We start from the raw sequence: 15,224 nt of genomic DNA, 5'->3' as shown, positions 1-15,224 counted from the left end.
GAGGCGGGTCCTTGAAGTGCCGGGGCGTCAGGCGATCGCGGACGCGTTGCGAAGATAGGCCAGGATCCGGTCGATGCTGTCGAAATTGTCGAGCGTGATGTCGGTTGGCGGGATGAGGTAGCCGGTCTCATTCTCGATGAAGGTCATCATCGCGACCAGCGCGAAGCTGTCGACCACGCCGGTGCTGAACAGCAGCGTGTCATTGTCGACCTCGGACTCGGAAATGCCGAGCTCGCTCGCCAGAAAGTCCTTCAGGGAATTCGCGTCCAACGACACGGGCAGTCTCCATGTTTCGAAATTGGGCAGGGGTGAAAGGCGGAACGTCAGTCGATTTCGTAGCGGTAGCGGATCATACCGGGAAAACGGTTACGATAGGCTTCCGGGCCGATCCGCCGCGCTTCCTTGAACCCGAAGCGGGTGATCGCGCGGATCACCGCCTCGTTGCCGAAAACGGCGGACGCGCTCATCGCGTCATGCCCGAGCGCCCGGGCGCGCTCGCGATGACCTTCGAGGAAGCGCCCGTAGATGCCCTTCCCGCGCAGGTCCGAGCGGATCGCCGAGAATTCGAGCACATAGCTCGCCGCGTGGAGCAGCTGCGGGCTTTTCCCGAACAGCCCGAAGAAGGAAATGTAGCGCCGCCAAAACGCGCGGGTAACGTCGCTCGACCAGCCCAGTTCCGCCGCCACCCTCTCGAGCCCTGCCGCGGTCAGCGGCCGGAGGTCTTCGATCGTGCCGTCGAACGCTCCCATCGCCCCGGCCGGCCGGCCCTCGTCGTCGTCAAGGACGAGAAAGCTGTCGAGCGAGCTCCAGTTGTTGCTGCCCGAGCGCAGCAGCGCTTGGTGAAACTCGAGCGGAGTCGTGCCGGTGCCTTCAAGCGCCTCGTCGAAGATGCCTTTGCCGGTGCTCGGCACCATCGATTCATACATCACCCAGGCGAGGAACGGCACGTCCTCCTGGCGGGCGACCCGGACCTGCTGCTGCACCTTGTTCCTTCCATCGGATACGCTGTTGGGCGAGGGGCGATCGGCATGACAGGCCGGTTGCCCTGCGAACTGTTACTTTGAGGACACCGCCCCTATATTTTGCAGCCGGCCCTTGCTGAAGGCCGGGCTTGGCGGAGTATAGCGGCTTAGGCGGGTTTCGTTAACTCGTTGTATAATTCTCATCAAAGAGTTATAAAATTTCGCTCAGGGGCCGCTCTTGCTGCCGCAATGTTGCGTTGGCGGGTCGATTGTTGCGACCGGGAGAGTGTTGAACTCGGCTATGCATGACCATGGGGCACAACAGCGGGAACTTCAGCCGGTAGCGTTCGACGGGCTCGCCGGCATGCTGCACGTGCCTACCGGTGGCAGCCCTGACGTGACGGTGGTGATCTGCCCGCCGGTCGGCCGCGACTTCATCTGGACCTATCGCGCCATGTTCGAGTGGGCGGACGCGCTCGCCCGCGCGGGCTACCGGGTCCTGCGCTTCGACCATCGTGGCCATGGCGACTCCCTCGACGTCCACCCGGGCGAGGACCAGTGGCAGCACTGGCTGGACGGCGTCGCCGCGGCCGGTCGCTTCGCCCGCCGCTCGTTCGGCGCTTCGAAGCTGGTGCTGGCGGGCCTGCGGATCGGCGCCACGCTGGCGGCCGAGGCGGCGACGACGCTCGACCCGGACGGACTGATTCTGCTCGACCCGATCGCGACCGGGGCCGGCTGGCTCCGCGAGCTGGAGCGGGCGCTGGCGATGAGCGACCAGTCGAACGACGTCGCGGGCACGCTCGAGGTCAACGGCGTGTGGCTCTCCGCCGCGGCGATCGCCTCGGTGCGCATGGTCGACCTCGGCAAGCGCGCCGGGCCGTGGCCGCCGACGCTGGTGGTCAGTCCGTCCATTCCCAAGCCGCTGCGCGACAGCCTCGGCGAAAAGGCCGAGATCATCCCGTTCGCCGGCTACAACCAGCTGTTCAAGGATTCGCACCTGAGCGCTCCGCCGCTCGAGACGTTCGAAGCGACGCGGGGATGGCTAAAACGGCAATTCCCGGTGACCGCGACTGTGGCGGCCGGTCAGCGGCTGCCGTCTTCTCTCGCGGGTGACGGCTGGATGGAGGAGCGGATCGACGTCGGTGGCGGGCTGCGCGGCGTGCTGACCCAGCCACCGGGCAAGGACCGGGCCCGCCAAGCGGTGATCATCGTCAACACCTCCGCCAACCCGCGGACCGGAGACGGCAACTTCCCGGTCAAGGCGGCGCGGGCGCTGGCCCGGCGCGGCGTCGCCACGCTCCGCGTCGATTTCCTCGGGGTGGGGGAGAGCGACGCGCACGGCGAGGGCACGGTCCATGTCTACAACACGGTCCGCACCGCGGAGGTGAACCAGGCGGCGTCGGCGCTCGCGAAGCTGGGGTTCGGGGACATCTCGGCGGTCGGCGTCTGCACCGGCGGCTATCACGCGATCCAGGCCGCCTGCGAGGGCGACGGCGCGATCAAGCGGGTGCTCGCCTTCAATTCCTGGATCACCTGGAAGCCCGGCACCCCGCTCGACCGCTCGGCGCATGCCGAATCGATGCGCTCCATCTACCTGCGCACCCCGGTCAAGATCCGCCGCGCGCTGACCATCCGCCACCGCCTCATCTCCGAGGCCAAGGTCGCGTTCGCGCGGATGCGCGCGCAGTTCTGGCCCGAGCCCGAGGTGCGCGGCGTGCTCCGCCAGCTGCAGCGCGCGGCGGGGCAGGGAACCGACTTTCGGCTCGTCGCCGGCGAGGGCGACCGGTCGTGGCAGAGCCTCAGCAAGTTCGGGCCGGGCGGCCGCCGGGTGCGCAACATCTCGGGCGTCATCGTCCGCCCGGTCCATGGGCTCGACCACCCGGTGGTGTCGCTGACCAGCCAGCGGATCGCGCTGCGCGAGATCGGGGCATTCCTCGGGCTGCCCGACAGCGACTCGCTTGAGCTCGACCCGCCGGCCCGACCGGCGACCGGGAAGCAGGCTCTCCCGGGGCTCGAGCCGGGCTGGCAGCGCAAGCGTTCGGCGCAGCGGAAGGTCGCGGGCTCGTAAGCGGGGCGGGCCGGGCGCTCTCCGCCCCGCCGGGCTAGCGGCCCTGCCAGTTCGGCGGCCGCTTCTCGAGAAAGGCGCGCGGGCCTTCCTGGAAATCGTCGGTCCGCATCATCCGTCGCTGCGCTTCCAGGCCGAGCTCGAACAACGTGTCGTCGTCGAGATCGAGCGCCTGGCGGGTGACGGCAACGCTCTCGCGCACCGCCAGCGGGGCGTTGGCGGTGATCTCCCCGGCCAGGAGGACCGCCTCGGCAACCGCCTCTCCATCCCGAACCAACCGATTCACCATCCCGAGATGGCAGGCGCGCTCGGCGGGGAGGCGGCCGCCGGTTGCGACCATCTCGATGGCGATGTTGCGCGGGAGGGTGCGGGCGAGGCGATAGATGCCGCCCGCGCCGGCGACCAGCCCCCGCTTCACCTCCGGCAGTGAGAAGATCGCGCTGTCGGATGCAACGATCATGTCGCAGGCGAGCGCGATCTCGCAGCCGCCGGCCAGTGCATAGCCCTCGACCGCGGCGATCCACAGCTTCTGGCGCGGATGCTTGACGAAGCCGGCAAATTGGCCGTCGACGGTGTAGAGGTCGTCGAGGCGGCCCGCGGCGACTTCCTTGAGGTCGGCGCCGGCGGAGAAGGCCTGGGTACCCTCGCCGGTCAGCACCACGATCCAGATGTCGGGGTCGGCCTCGATCCGCTTGACCGTACGGTCCATCGCCTCGGCCATGGCAACATCGACCGCGTTGCGCGTCTCCGGACGGCGCATGGTCACCAGCGCGACATGGTCCGCGACCCGTTCCACCGTCAGCACATCCATGATCGCCTCGTCCCGGTCCGGCCACGCGAAAGGCCGCGCGGCGGTTGTGAGTCGGGCAGCCCAACGTCCTCGAGGAGATCCGGACCCGAACGAAGTCAGGCTGCTGTAAGCCGGGCGAAAGGTTGGGGCGCGGCTGGATGCAGGCTCAACGCGCGCGATGGTGACCCCAACGGGACTCGAACCCGTGTTTTCGCCGTGAAAGGGCGACGTCCTAGACCGCTAGACGATGGGGCCGCGCGGAGACGGGAGGCGCCTAGGCGAGGGGCGCTGCGCGGTCAAGGCGGTCAGAGCCGGGCGGCGTCGTCGAGGTGCATTTCCGCCGCGTTGCCGCCGTTCCACTCGTCACGCTTGATCGAGCCGGCGAGCCACCAGCGGGCATCGGAAGGGGAGGCGAGCAGGGCCTGGCCGAGCGCGTTCTCGGCGGCGCGGAAGGCGATCCACTTGAAGCTGCGCCCGTCCTCGCCGCAGGCGATGCCGCGGACATGGCCGTTGCCGACGATCCCGGGCCGGAGCAGCCGCGCCGGGCCGGCGGCGAGGCGCGGGCTGGGCCAACCGGCGCCATATGGACCGCCCGCCTCCAGCTCGTCGCACAGCGCGCCGGCCACGCCGCCGGGGGCGAGCGTCGCATCGACCAGCAGCGAACGGCCCTGGCGCGCGCGCTCGACACCGGCGGCCATGCGCTCGTGGAGGAAGGCGCGGAGCGGCTCGATCCCGCCCGGAGCAACGGTCAGACCGGCGGCCATGGCGTGGCCGCCGCCGGCGCGGAGCAGCCCGCTGTCCTTGGCGGCGAGCACCGCGGCGCCGAGGTCGACCCCGCTGATCGACCGGCCGCTGCCCTTGCCGGTGCCGTCCTCCTCCTCGCCGACGACAAGCGCGGGACGGTCGAACTTCTCTTTGAGGCGGCTGGCGACGATGCCCACCACGCCCGGGTGCCAGCCGCGGCCGGAGACGAGGATCAGCGGCGCGTCGGCCTGCTCGGCCGCCTGCGCCTCGGCCGCCTCGCAGACGGTCAGCTCGATCGCTCGGCGTTCCTCGTTCAAGCGGTCGAGTTCGGCGGCCAGCGCGCGTGCCTCGCCCATGTCGGCGGTGGTGAGAAGGCGGACGCCGAGATCCGACTTGCCGACCCGGCCGCCGGCATTGATCCGTGGGCCGAGCGCGAAACCGAGGTCGCGGCAGCTCGGCGCCTTGGTCAGCCGGGCCGCCTCCGCGAGGGCGGCAAGACCGATGTTGCGGCCGCTCGCCATGATCTTGAGGCCTTGCGTGACGAACGCCCGGTTGAGGCTCTGAAGCTTGGCGACGTCGGCGACGGTGCCGAGCGCGACGAGATCGAGGAGGTCGATGATCCGGGGCTCGGCGGCTGCGGCGAAGGCGCCGCGGCGGCGCAGCTCGCGGAGCAGGGCGACGCCGAGCAGGAAGGCCATGCCGACCGCGGCGACATGGCCATGGGCGCGGCCGAGCTCGTCCTCGTCGAGCCGGTTGGGATTGACCACCGCATGGGCGAGCGGGAGCGCGGCGGCGCACTGGTGGTGGTCGACGACGATCACCTCGAGCCCCGCCTCGCGCGCCGCGGCGAGCGCGTCGAACGCCTGGGCGCCGCAGTCGACGGTGACGACGAGGCTCGCCCCGCGTTCCTTGAGCCCGACCAGCGCCGGGCCGCTCGGGCCGTAGCCTTCCATCAGCCGGTCGGGAATGTAGACGATCGGCTCGACCCCGAGCTGGCGCAGCAGGAGGGTCAGCAGCGCCGAGCTGGTCGCCCCGTCGACGTCATAGTCGCCGAAGATGGCGATCGTCTCGCGCGTCTGGACGGCGTCGGCTAGCCGCGCGGCGGCCTTGTCCATGTCGCGGAAAGCGGACGGATCCGGGAGGAAGTCGCGAATGGTCGGCTGGCGGTGGCGGGCGAGGTCACCCGCGGCGATTCCCCGGGCCAGCAGCAGCTGGTCGAGCAGGCTCTCAGTCAGGCTGTCGCCGCCCTGCCGGCGCCAGCGCCACGGCTTGCCCGTGACTGAGCGCGCGACGCTGCAGGCGTAATCCTCCCGGCTCATGGACTTCGCTTTGCCCGGCGCGGAACCGGGCCGCAAGAGTCCTCAGCCGCGATTGCGGCTTTCGGTGTAGACGCGCCGCACCGTGCCCGAGCTTGCGCGCATGACGATGCTCTCGGTGGTGACGGTGCCGTCCTTGCGCTTGCGCACGCCCTTGAGCAGCGAGCCGTCGGTCACGCCCGTCGCGGCGAAGATGCAGTCGCCCTTGGCCATGTCCTGGAGCGTGTAGATGCGGTCGAGGTCGTCGATGCCCCAGCGGCGGGCGCGGCCGCGCTCGTCGTCGTTGCGGAACAGCAGCCGACCCTGGATCTGGCCACCGACGCAGCGCAGCGCCGCCGCGGCGAGCACGCCTTCGGGCGCGCCGCCCGACCCCATGTAGATGTCGATACCCGTCTCCGGATCGCTGGTGGCGATCACGCCGGCGACGTCGCCGTCGGGGATCAGCCGCACCCCGCAGCCGATCGCGCGCAGCTCCTCGATGATCTTGGCATGGCGCGGCCGGTCGAGGACGCAGGCGATGATGTCGTGCGGCTCGACGCCCTTGGCGGCAGCGATCGAGCGGACATTGTCCGCCGGGCTCTTCTCGAGGCTGACCGTGCCCTCGGGGTAGCCCGGGCCGATCGCCAGCTTGTCCATGTAGACGTCGGGCGCGTTCAGCAGGCAGCCGCCCTCGGCGATCGCCAGCACGGCGAGCGCGTTGGGGCCGGCCTTGGCGGTGATGGTGGTGCCTTCCAGCGGGTCGAGCGCGATGTCGATGGCCGGGCCGCCGTCCTGCGCCGAGCCGACCTTTTCGCCAATGTAGAGCATCGGCGCCTCGTCGCGCTCGCCCTCGCCGATCACCACCGTGCCGTCCATCGGCAGTTCGTTGAGCGCGGCGCGCATTGCCTCGACCGCGGCGGCGTCGGCCGCCTTCTCGTCACCGCGCCCGATCAGCTTGGCCGCCGCGACCGCCGCCGCCTCGGTGACCCGGACCATCTCGAGCACGAGCACGCGGTCAAGGACGTGGCTGGTTTCCGGGCTGGCGTACGGCATGCAATCTCCTCTGTTCCCCGCGGCATGGCGGTCGATAGGGGGCGGTGCCCGGCTTGTCGAGGCGGCTACTTCTTCCCCTTGGGGGCGGGCTTCGGCGGCCCCGGCTTCGGCTTCTCGGGATAGGGGAAGCGGTCGCTCGCCGCCTTGACCCGCTGCATCGCCGCGGGAAGCTCCGCCGACAGCGCGGGGAAGGTGCTGAGCATCGCCTTGATGACCGCCGGGTCCATCCACATGAGGTAGAGCTGGTCGCTGAACGCCTGGCCCGTGTCGCTGCCGAGAAACCGGCCGAGCTCGGCCAGCTGGGGCGCAGTGAAGCGGTGCGCGAGCGACTGGGCGAGCCCCTCCCGCACCTGCGGCTCGAAGCGCGGGGCGAGCCGCACCGCCTCCGCCACCGCGGCGTCATGGATCGCGCCGAGGCGCTGCTCGAAATAGGGATCTTTCTGCGCAATCATGCTGCGCAGGCTGGTCTGGCCGGCGGCCGCGTCGCTCGCCGGCAGCTTGGGCATCAGCGGCGCCATCAGCTCGCCCAGCGTCATGTCGAGCAGCGCCGAGGCGGTCCCGTCGGGGCGAGGGGTCAGCAGATGGTCCAGCAGGCGGGCGGTGCTGCCGTCGCGGTAGAGGGCAGCCGCGGTCTGGCGGGCAAGGGCTAGCCGCGCCGGGTCGACCGGCGCCGCCGGACCTGGAGCGACATGGAGCGCGGGCGGCGCGGGCATCACCAATGTCGGCAAGGCAGGCGAGGTGGCGGCGAGCGCGGCGGCCGCAAGCAGGATGGTCATGAATTCCCCCGAAGTCTGATGGTGCCGCCGATCCTAGCGCCGGACTCGCAAAGGCCAACCGGGAAGCGACCGGCCCGCTTGCACCCGAAGCGCGACGAGGCGCGTTGCTGCGGCGATGAAGCGTTTGATCCTCCTGTCCGTCCTCCTGCTCCCCGGCTGCAACAACCAGGACGCGGTTGCGCAAGACGCCAAGGCCGCGCCGCCGCTCAACGTGATGAGCGCGACGCCGGGCGACTGGTCGGGGCTGCAGCTGATGGCCGGCCGCGAACCGGCGGAAAGCGGCCTAATGGTCAACAGCCCGATCGTCACCGACCTGAACGCCATGCTCGGGCCGAGCGCAGGGGACTATCGCAAGGCGATGGCGCGCGCCGAGCCGCTCCGGCGCGAAGGGCCGCTGCTGGTCGCCCTGAGCCCGGCGAGCGGGGCCTACCTGCTGATCGACGACCACCAGCATGCAATGAAGGCGGGGATGCGGCAGAACGGGCGCTGGCGCAGCTGGCAGACCCCGGCGAGCGACTTCGCGCCGCCGCCCGACGTGCAGGCGCTGACCGCCGCCTAGCTGCCCTCGACCTCATGGTCGAGGAGGTCGGAGCGGATCCGCACCGCCGCGGCGCCGATGCGCGTCTCGACGAGGAACACCGCAAACCCAGTCGCCAGGCTGATCATCGCGCCGATGAACAGGAGGGCGATCCCGGTGCCGAAATTGAGACCGGTCAGCCCCGAGGCGAACAGCAGGACCACGACCGCGCAGGTCAGGACCGCCGACAGGACGGTCGCGAAGATCGCCCGGCTGACCAGTGCCATCCGCCGGTCGAGCACCCGCAGCTCCACGATCAGCCGGTCGTGCTTGGCGCCGCGGCTGGCGAGGATGTCGGGCTCGAGGCTGCGCGAGCGATCGATGATCCGCGCCAGCCGGCTGGTGCAGACGTTAAGGAAGGAGCCGAGGCCGGCGAGGAGGAAGACCGGCGCGACCGCCTGCGAGATGACGTGGGCAACTTCGGGCGCGGAGGGCAGCATCAGCCGCTGGCCAGCAGCTTCTTGACGCCGCGCGCCGCCTGGCGGAGGCGCTGCTCATTCTCGACCAGCGCGATCCGGACGAAGCCCTCGCCCTCCTCGCCGAAGCCGACACCGGGCGCGACCGCCACCTTGGCCTCGGTCATCAGGCGTTTGGAGAACTCCAGGCTTCCAAGGTGGGCGAAGGCGGGCGGGATGGGCGCCCAGGCGAACATGCTGGCCTGCGGAACGGGGATGTCCCAGCCGGCGCGCTTGAAGCTGTCGACCAACACGTCGCGGCGCTTGCGGTAGAGCAGGCGGTTCTGCTCGACGATGTCCTGCGGCCCGTTGATCGCAGCGACAGCAGCGGCCTGAACGGGCGTGAAGGCGCCATAGTCGAGGTAGGACTTCACCCGAGTCAGGGCGCCGATCAGCGTCCGATTGCCGACCGCGAAGCCGATCCGCCAGCCGGCCATCGAGTAGGTCTTGGACATCGACGTAAACTCGACCGCCACTTCCTTGGCCCCCGGCACCTGGAGGATCGACGGCGTCGGCTCGTCGCCGAAGTAGATCTCCGAGTAGGCCAGGTCGGAGATGACGATGAGGTCGTGCTCGCGGGCGAACTCGACGAGGCGGGTGTAGAAGGGAATGTCCGCGACATAGGCGGTCGGGTTGGACGGATAGCCCACCACCAGCACCTTGGGGCGCGGCACGGTGTAGCGCATGGCGAGGCGCAGCCGCTCGAAGAAGTCCTCGCCCGGCGCGGCGGGGATCGAGCGGATCGCGGCTCCGGCGATGATGAAGCCGAAGGTGTGGATCGGGTAGCTGGGGTTGGGCGCCAGCACCACGTCGCCCGGCGCGGTGATCGCCTGGGCGAGGTTGGCGAGCCCCTCCTTGGACCCGAGCGTGACGATCACCTCGCTGTCGGGATCGAGCTCCACCCCGAACCGGCGCTGGTAATAGGCCGCCTGCGCCTTGCGGAGCCCGGGGATGCCTTTGGACGCGCTGTAGCCGTGCGCCGTCGGCTTGGAGGCCACTTCGCACAGCTTGTCGAGAACATGCTTGGGCGGCGCGCCGTCGGGGTTGCCCATGCCAAGATCGATGATGTCCTCGCCGCGCGCGCGCGCCGCCGCCTTCATCGCGTTCACCTCGGCGAAGACGTAGGGCGGGAGCCGCTGGATGCGGTAGAAATCCTCGTTCATGGGATCCCAATGACGAGTTTCGCCACGGGGCGAAAGGGGTCAGTTGCGGTAGGCGGGGAGCTTCCAGCCGCGCGCGATGGCGAGCCCGCGGACGATGAAGGCGGCGAGCGCGGCGACCAGCGCGGCGACCGGCCCGACCCCCGCCAGCGCGAGCAGCACGAAGAGGCCGGAGGAGAGGGCCGCGGCGGTGACGTAGAGCTCCGGCCTCATCAGGATCGACGGCTCGCCGGCGAGCAGATCGCGGACGATCCCGCCGAAGCAGGCGGTGAGCACGCCCATTGCGGCGGCCGGGACCGGCGCGACTCCGAACGCCAGCGCTTTGGCCGCGCCGTAGGTCGAGTAGGCGGCGAGCCCGGCGGCGTCGAACCACAGCAAGGAGCGGTGGGTGAAGCGGCGGTGGCTCAGCACCCAGACCAGCAGCGCGGCGGCGATGCAGATCAGCAGCGTGGCGTTGGTATGCACCCAGAACACCGGCGCCCCGATCAGCAGGTCGCGGAGCGTGCCCCCGCCGACCCCGGTGACGGTCGCGAAGAAGATGAAGGTGACCAGCGTCTGCCGCTTCTCCGCGGCGAGGATCGCGCCCGACACGGCGAACACCGCGATCCCGAAATAATCGAGCAGCACCAGCGCGGGAGGGAGGTGGGGAAGGACCATCGTTCCCGGTCCTTGCGAGGAACAAAGTGCCGACGCAATCCACTGGAGCCTGGATTGCTTCGCTCCGCTCGCAATGACGGCTAAGGAAGGCAGATGGACGAAACCACCACCGCTCCGAATTTCCCGACCCTCGAAGACTGGCAGCACTGGACCCTGGTGATGGGCCGGGCCCAGCAGATGATGATGGAGACCTGGGCGGAGAGCTGGAAGGCGGGCGAACCCTTTCCCGGGCTGAAGTCGCCGAGCCAGCCGCCCGAGGCCTTCGACCTGATGCGCGCGGGGGCGGAGGCGTGGAGCAAGGGGCTGCAGGCTTGGGGGCAGATGCTCGGCGCAACCGAGAAGGCGGCCGAGGCCAAGGACCGCCGCTTCGCCGCGCCCGAGTGGCGCGATAACCCGCTGTTTGACACCATTTGCCAGTCCTATCTCGCGGTCTCCGACCAGCTGATGCGTGGCGTCGAGGAAGTCGAGGGCATCGACGAAGGGGCGCGGCAGAAGCTGCGCTTCGCGACCAAGAGCTTCATCGACGCGATGAGCCCGTCCAACTTCGCGCTGACCAACCCGCAGGTGCTCAAGAAGACGATCGACAGTCGCGGCGAGAACCTGCTCAACGGGCTCCGCCACATGCTCGACGACATCCGGGCGGGGCAGCTGACCCAGACCCGCAAAGGCGAGTATGAGGTCGGCCGCAACCTGGCGACCACCCCGGGCAAGGTGGTCAAGGAGACGCCGCTCTACCAGCTGATCCAGTACACGCCGACCACCGACAAGGTGCTGACCACGCCGGTCGTCATCTTCCCGCCGTGGATCAACCGCTTCTACATCCTCGACCTGACGCCGGAGAAGAGCTTCGTCCGCTGGTGCGTCGAACAGGGCATCAGCCTGTTCATGGTCAGCTGGAAGTCGGCCGACGAGAGCATGAAGGACGTCGTGCTCGACGATTACGTCCTGCGCGGACAGGTCGACGCGGTCGACACGATCCGTGACCTCCTCGGGGTCGAGAGCGTCCATACGATCGGCTATTGCGTGGCGGGCACGACGCTCGCGGCGACGCTCGCCTATCTTCAGGCGAAGGGCGAGGCGGCCAAGGTCCGTTCGGCGACCTTCTTCACCGCGCAGATCGACTTCACCCAGGCGGGCGACTTGAAGCTGTTTCTCGGCGACGAGGTGATGGGACTCCACTCCCAGCTCACTGCCGAGAAGGGGTTCCTCGACGGGCGCTACATGGCCGCGACCTTCAATGCGCTGCGCGGCCGCGACCTCGTCTGGAACTATGTCGTCAACAATTACCTGCTCGGCGAGGAGCCGGCGCCGTTTGACCTGCTCCACTGGAACAGCGACACCACCAACCTGCCCGCCAAGTGGCACCGCGACTATCTCGAGACGCTCTACAAGCAGAACAAGCTGGTCGAGTGCGGCGGGGTGAGCATCGACAGGACGCCAGTCGACCTCAAGACCGTGCGGACTCCGAGCTACATTCAGGCCGGGCGCGAGGACCATATCGCGCCGCCCGAGAGCGTGTGGAAGGTGATGGATCATTTCGCCGGGCCGAAGCGCTTCGTGCTCGCCGGCTCGGGGCACATCGCGGGGGTCGTTAACCCTCCTTCAGCACAGAAGTATCAATATTGGACCTGTGACCAGGACCAGCCCAGCCTCGACGAATTCATCGCCCACGCCACCGAGCACAAGGGCAGCTGGTGGCCCGACTGGGTGGAGTGGATCCGCTCGCTTGGCGCCGACGAGGTGCCCGCGACCGGTGCGCGCCAGCCTGGCGAGGGCAAGCTCCCCGCGCTCGAGGAGGCACCGGGCCGCTACGTCAGGACGCGCTGAGGGCGCTTCGTGCTGAACGCCGGCGCGCTACGGCTCGCTGACGGGAACGGAGAGTCGGGGCCGTTTGCCTCGGCCGAGAGCCGCCGGCTGCTGCGCCGGGCAATGCTCGCCTTCGGGCTGGCGATGAGCTGGTGGACGCTGATCTCGCCGATTGGGTCGATGATCTATTTCCATCGTTATCTCGGCGACTACACCATCTTCTGGACCATCGCTGCGGCGCCGCTCGACTTCATCTATCGCTATCCCCAGTTCCCCTATCCGCCTCCGTCGCTGATCCTGGTCCGGCCATTCGGGCTGCTGCCCTTCTGGCCCTCGCTAATCGCCTGGTGCATCGCCGGATCAGTGGCGATGCTGCTTGCGGCGCGTCGGATGATCCCGGTCCCGGCGATCGCGCTAGGGTTCGTCACCAATGCCGGGGTCTGCGTCCTCATTGCCGGGCAGACCGGGCTGTTCATGGGCGCGCTGGTGATCGCCGGCCTGTCCGCGACCGACCCGCGCTGGCGCGGCGCGTTCCTCGCCGCCGCGGCGATGATCAAGCCGCAGACCCTGCTCGCCGCGCCGGTCGCGATGCTGGTCCGGCGCGACTGGCGCGGGATCGCCTGGGCGATGCTCGCCAGCCTGCTGATCTTTCTCGTATCGGTCGCGCTGTTCGGCGCCGAGCTGTGGCCGCGCTGGCAGGACTGCGTGCGGCGCTTTCCCGCGGTGCTGGCCGAGCTTCACGTCGACCGGCTCGACGTCGGCCTCTACGGGCTCGCGCTCCGGCTCGGGTTGCCGGGCTGGAGCTATGCGTTGGGGATTCCGGTCGGGCTGGCGACGACCGCGCTAGTGTTCCGCGGCGAGGCCCCGGTCGTGGACCGCTACGCCGCCTTCGCCTGCTCGACCATCCTGTTGTCGCCCTACACGCTCAACTACGACCTGGCCGGGGTCTCGCTGGCCGCGGCGGCGATGCTGCTCGACGAGCGGCGCTCACCCCTGCTGTGGCTCGCCGCCGCGCTGGTCATCAGCAACGCGCTGGCGGCGTTCGGAATCCTGCTGATGGCGCTGCAGCTGGCCCGCGAAGCCTGGCACCGCGGGCGCGCCGGGGATCAGCGCTCGTAGCGCCAGTTGCGCTTGCGGCCCTGCGCGATCCAGCCGGTCGCCTCGGCGATCCGCCGTGCCCGGGTGTCGTCGCGTTTCGCCTCGCTGATCCACTCGATATATTCGCGGCGGCAGCTGTCGCTGAAGCGGTCGAACTGCGCCCGCGCGGCGGGCTCCGAATCAAGCGCGGCAAGGAAGGCGGGATGCGGCTCGAGCGCAGGGCGCGACGTCGCCGGACTGCGGCGGGCAGCCGTCGCTGGTGTCCGCGCTGCCTCGGCGAGCTCCACGATCAGTGCGTCGAGGCGCGTATCGTCGGGCAGGTCCGCGAGTGCGGTAAGCCGTCCGAACTGTCCCATCGCGCTGGTCTCCGCGTTGGGCAGCGCTGTCCCGGCACGCCAGAAGCTGAGCGCTGCATGGGCCTTGAAGGCGGCGGTGACGAGCAGGATCCGCCCACCGACCAGATAGGCCGGCTTGGCCCACTTGATCGCTTCCTCGGCGTCGGGGACGAGGGCGTGCACCCGGCCGCGGACATGCTCGAGGATCGACCGCGCAAACGGTGGTGCCGCGGCGACATAGTCGTCGACCGCGGCGCTTCGGCTCACAGGATGCCGTGACCGAGGATCAGCCGGACGACCCCGATCACGATTACCAGCAGGTTGAGGTTGCGCCCGGTCTTACCGATCGCCAGTGCGCCGATCCCCGCGCCGAGTAAGGCCAGCGGGAGGATGAACCAGTTGGCCCAGCCGAGCAGCGGGATGAAGGCGAACACCGCCATTACCAGCGAGACCAGGCCTATCAGGATCGAGATGAGGTTCAGCAAGTCAGGTCCTTCCTTTCCACCGGCGGCTCCGGGTCGGCGCTTTGCCGGGTCCGGAGCAGTTCCGCGACATAGATAAGTACCGCCGCCCAGATTGCACTGAAGGCGATCGCATGTGGCGTCGTCAACCGCTCGCCGAACAGCACCACCGCAAGCAGGAACTGCAGCGTTGGGGTGATGAACTGGAGCATGCCCAGCGTCGAATAGGGAATGCGCCGCGCCGCGCCGGTGAACAGCAGCAGCGGCACCGTCGTGGCGATGCCGGTGCCGACCAGCATCAGGCTGGTGCTCGCATGACGGCCGAAGGTCTCGCCGCCGTGCGCGCCGCCGAACAGCAGCAGCCAGCCGAGCGCCACCGGTGCCAGCCACAGCGTCTCGATCGTCAGCCCGCCGAGCGCGTCGACGTCGAGCACCTTGCGCAGGAAGCCGTAGAGCGAGAAGCTGACGCACAGGACGAGGCTGATCCACAGGGTCGCGCCGGCCTCGACCGCCAGCGCGAGGATCCCCGCCGCGGCGATCGCCACCGCCGCCCACTGCCGGCCACTCAGCCGCTCGCCAAGCGCGAAGCGGCCGAGCAGGATGTTGGCGATCGGGTTGAGATAATAACCGAGGCTTCCCGCGAGCACATGGCCGCTGTTCACCGCATAGACGTAGACCAGCCAGTTGACCGCGACGAGCAGCGCGGTGAGCAGCAGCGCGAACAGCAGGCGCGGCTGGCGGCCGATCGCCCGCAGCCGGTTGCCACTCCGGCTGGCTGCCACCAGCGCGAGAACCAGGAGCAGCGACCAGCAGATCCGGTGGGCGACGATGTCGATCGGCGGAATTGCCCCGAGCGCCTTGAAGTAGATCGGGAACAGGCCCCATAGGAGATAGGCGATCAGCCCGAACAGGACTCCGGTCCGTTGGTCTGATCGGGCGGTGGGCGCGGGTCCGGGGCTGTTCATCGCGCCGGTCGCTAGCGAGCCGCTC

Annotated in this window: 16 protein-coding genes and 1 tRNA gene; 4 read left to right on the top strand and 13 right to left on the bottom strand. The window is 69.5% G+C overall.

Annotation, left to right across the window (positions count from 1 at the left end):
* Positions 1–27: 27 nt before the first annotated feature.
* A complete protein-coding gene (locus HMF7854_RS14965; protein ID WP_185829312.1) occupies positions 28–270 on the bottom strand; it encodes an acyl carrier protein in 243 nt (80 codons plus the stop codon).
* 53 nt (positions 271–323) lie between these two features.
* A complete protein-coding gene (locus HMF7854_RS14960) occupies positions 324–983 on the bottom strand; it encodes a GNAT family N-acetyltransferase (protein WP_126719933.1) in 660 nt (219 codons plus the stop codon).
* Positions 984–1,326: 343 nt separating this feature from the next.
* Between HMF7854_RS14960 and HMF7854_RS14955 the strand changes: the two genes are divergently transcribed.
* A complete protein-coding gene (locus tag HMF7854_RS14955; RefSeq protein ID WP_185829311.1) occupies positions 1,327–3,030 on the top strand; it encodes an alpha/beta fold hydrolase in 1,704 nt (567 codons plus the stop codon).
* A 34-nt stretch (positions 3,031–3,064) separates the two neighbouring features.
* On the opposite strand, the gene HMF7854_RS14950 is transcribed toward HMF7854_RS14955, so the two are convergent.
* From HMF7854_RS14950 to HMF7854_RS14930, 5 genes are all read right to left on the bottom strand, one after another.
* Positions 3,065–3,838: an enoyl-CoA hydratase-related protein gene (locus tag HMF7854_RS14950; RefSeq protein WP_126719931.1), complete on the bottom strand. Its 774-nt coding sequence runs from the start codon at positions 3,836–3,838 to the stop codon at positions 3,065–3,067.
* Positions 3,839–3,996: 158 nt separating this feature from the next.
* A tRNA-Glu gene (locus HMF7854_RS14945) sits at positions 3,997–4,072 on the bottom strand.
* Positions 4,073–4,122: 50 nt separating this feature from the next.
* Positions 4,123–5,880, bottom strand: a complete 1,758-nt coding sequence (gene recJ / locus HMF7854_RS14940) for a single-stranded-DNA-specific exonuclease RecJ (protein ID WP_126719930.1) — start codon at positions 5,878–5,880, stop codon at positions 4,123–4,125.
* 42 nt (positions 5,881–5,922) lie between these two features.
* On the bottom strand, positions 5,923–6,909 hold the full coding sequence (gene glpX, locus HMF7854_RS14935; RefSeq protein WP_126719929.1) for a class II fructose-bisphosphatase: 987 nt from the start codon (positions 6,907–6,909) through the stop codon (positions 5,923–5,925).
* Positions 6,910–6,974: 65 nt separating this feature from the next.
* Positions 6,975–7,685, bottom strand: a complete 711-nt coding sequence (locus HMF7854_RS14930) for a DUF2059 domain-containing protein (protein WP_126719928.1) — start codon at positions 7,683–7,685, stop codon at positions 6,975–6,977.
* Positions 7,686–7,800: 115 nt separating this feature from the next.
* On the opposite strand from HMF7854_RS14930, the gene HMF7854_RS14925 reads away from it, so the two are divergent.
* On the top strand, positions 7,801–8,244 hold the full coding sequence (locus HMF7854_RS14925; protein WP_126719927.1) for a hypothetical protein: 444 nt from the start codon (positions 7,801–7,803) through the stop codon (positions 8,242–8,244).
* On the opposite strand, the gene HMF7854_RS14920 is transcribed toward HMF7854_RS14925, so the two are convergent.
* From HMF7854_RS14920 to HMF7854_RS14910, 3 genes are read right to left on the bottom strand one after another with little or no spacing between them, the layout of a single operon-like run.
* Complete coding sequence (locus HMF7854_RS14920) at positions 8,241–8,702, bottom strand: DUF2721 domain-containing protein (protein WP_126719926.1); 462 nt, start codon at positions 8,700–8,702, stop codon at positions 8,241–8,243. The genes HMF7854_RS14925 and HMF7854_RS14920 overlap by 4 nt on opposite strands.
* A complete protein-coding gene (locus HMF7854_RS14915) occupies positions 8,702–9,880 on the bottom strand; it encodes an LL-diaminopimelate aminotransferase (protein WP_126719925.1) in 1,179 nt (392 codons plus the stop codon). Before HMF7854_RS14915 ends, HMF7854_RS14920 begins: the two co-directional genes overlap by 1 nt.
* Before the next feature lie 39 nt (positions 9,881–9,919).
* Entirely contained in the window at positions 9,920–10,534 is a 615-nt protein-coding gene (locus HMF7854_RS14910) for a trimeric intracellular cation channel family protein (RefSeq protein ID WP_126719924.1), read from the bottom strand.
* A 93-nt stretch (positions 10,535–10,627) separates the two neighbouring features.
* Between HMF7854_RS14910 and HMF7854_RS14905 the strand changes: the two genes are divergently transcribed.
* Together HMF7854_RS14905 and HMF7854_RS14900 are read left to right on the top strand one after the other, a co-directional pair.
* Positions 10,628–12,361 (top strand): PHA/PHB synthase family protein, encoded by a 1,734-nt coding sequence (locus HMF7854_RS14905; RefSeq protein ID WP_126719923.1) that lies wholly within the window; start codon positions 10,628–10,630, stop codon positions 12,359–12,361.
* Between the two features lie 9 nt (positions 12,362–12,370).
* Positions 12,371–13,459, top strand: coding sequence for a glycosyltransferase family 87 protein (locus tag HMF7854_RS14900; RefSeq protein ID WP_126719922.1), 1,089 nt, complete (start codon positions 12,371–12,373; stop codon positions 13,457–13,459).
* Here HMF7854_RS14900 and HMF7854_RS14895 read toward each other — a convergent pair.
* Genes HMF7854_RS14895 through rarD form a run of 3 tightly spaced genes read right to left on the bottom strand, consistent with a single transcriptional unit; the run spans position 13,447 to position 15,199 of the window.
* Positions 13,447–14,040 carry a YdeI/OmpD-associated family protein gene (locus tag HMF7854_RS14895; protein WP_126719921.1) on the bottom strand — a complete coding sequence of 198 codons (594 nt, stop codon included), beginning with the start codon at positions 14,038–14,040 and terminating at the stop codon, positions 13,447–13,449. The two genes, HMF7854_RS14900 and HMF7854_RS14895, sit on opposite strands and share 13 nt — an antisense overlap.
* A complete protein-coding gene (locus HMF7854_RS14890; RefSeq protein WP_126719920.1) occupies positions 14,037–14,258 on the bottom strand; it encodes a hypothetical protein in 222 nt (73 codons plus the stop codon). The genes HMF7854_RS14895 and HMF7854_RS14890 overlap by 4 nt, the downstream gene beginning before the upstream one ends.
* Positions 14,252–15,199, bottom strand: a complete 948-nt coding sequence (rarD, locus tag HMF7854_RS14885) for an EamA family transporter RarD (RefSeq protein WP_126719919.1) — start codon at positions 15,197–15,199, stop codon at positions 14,252–14,254. Before rarD ends, HMF7854_RS14890 begins: the two co-directional genes overlap by 7 nt.
* Positions 15,200–15,224 lie beyond the last annotated feature (25 nt).

The sequence above is a fragment of the Sphingomonas ginkgonis genome (assembly GCF_003970925.1).
In the GTDB taxonomy this organism is placed as follows: domain Bacteria; phylum Pseudomonadota; class Alphaproteobacteria; order Sphingomonadales; family Sphingomonadaceae; genus Sphingomicrobium; species Sphingomicrobium ginkgonis.
Note: the sequence above shows the minus strand (reverse complement) of the source record. Positions and strands in the feature narration are given on the sequence as shown.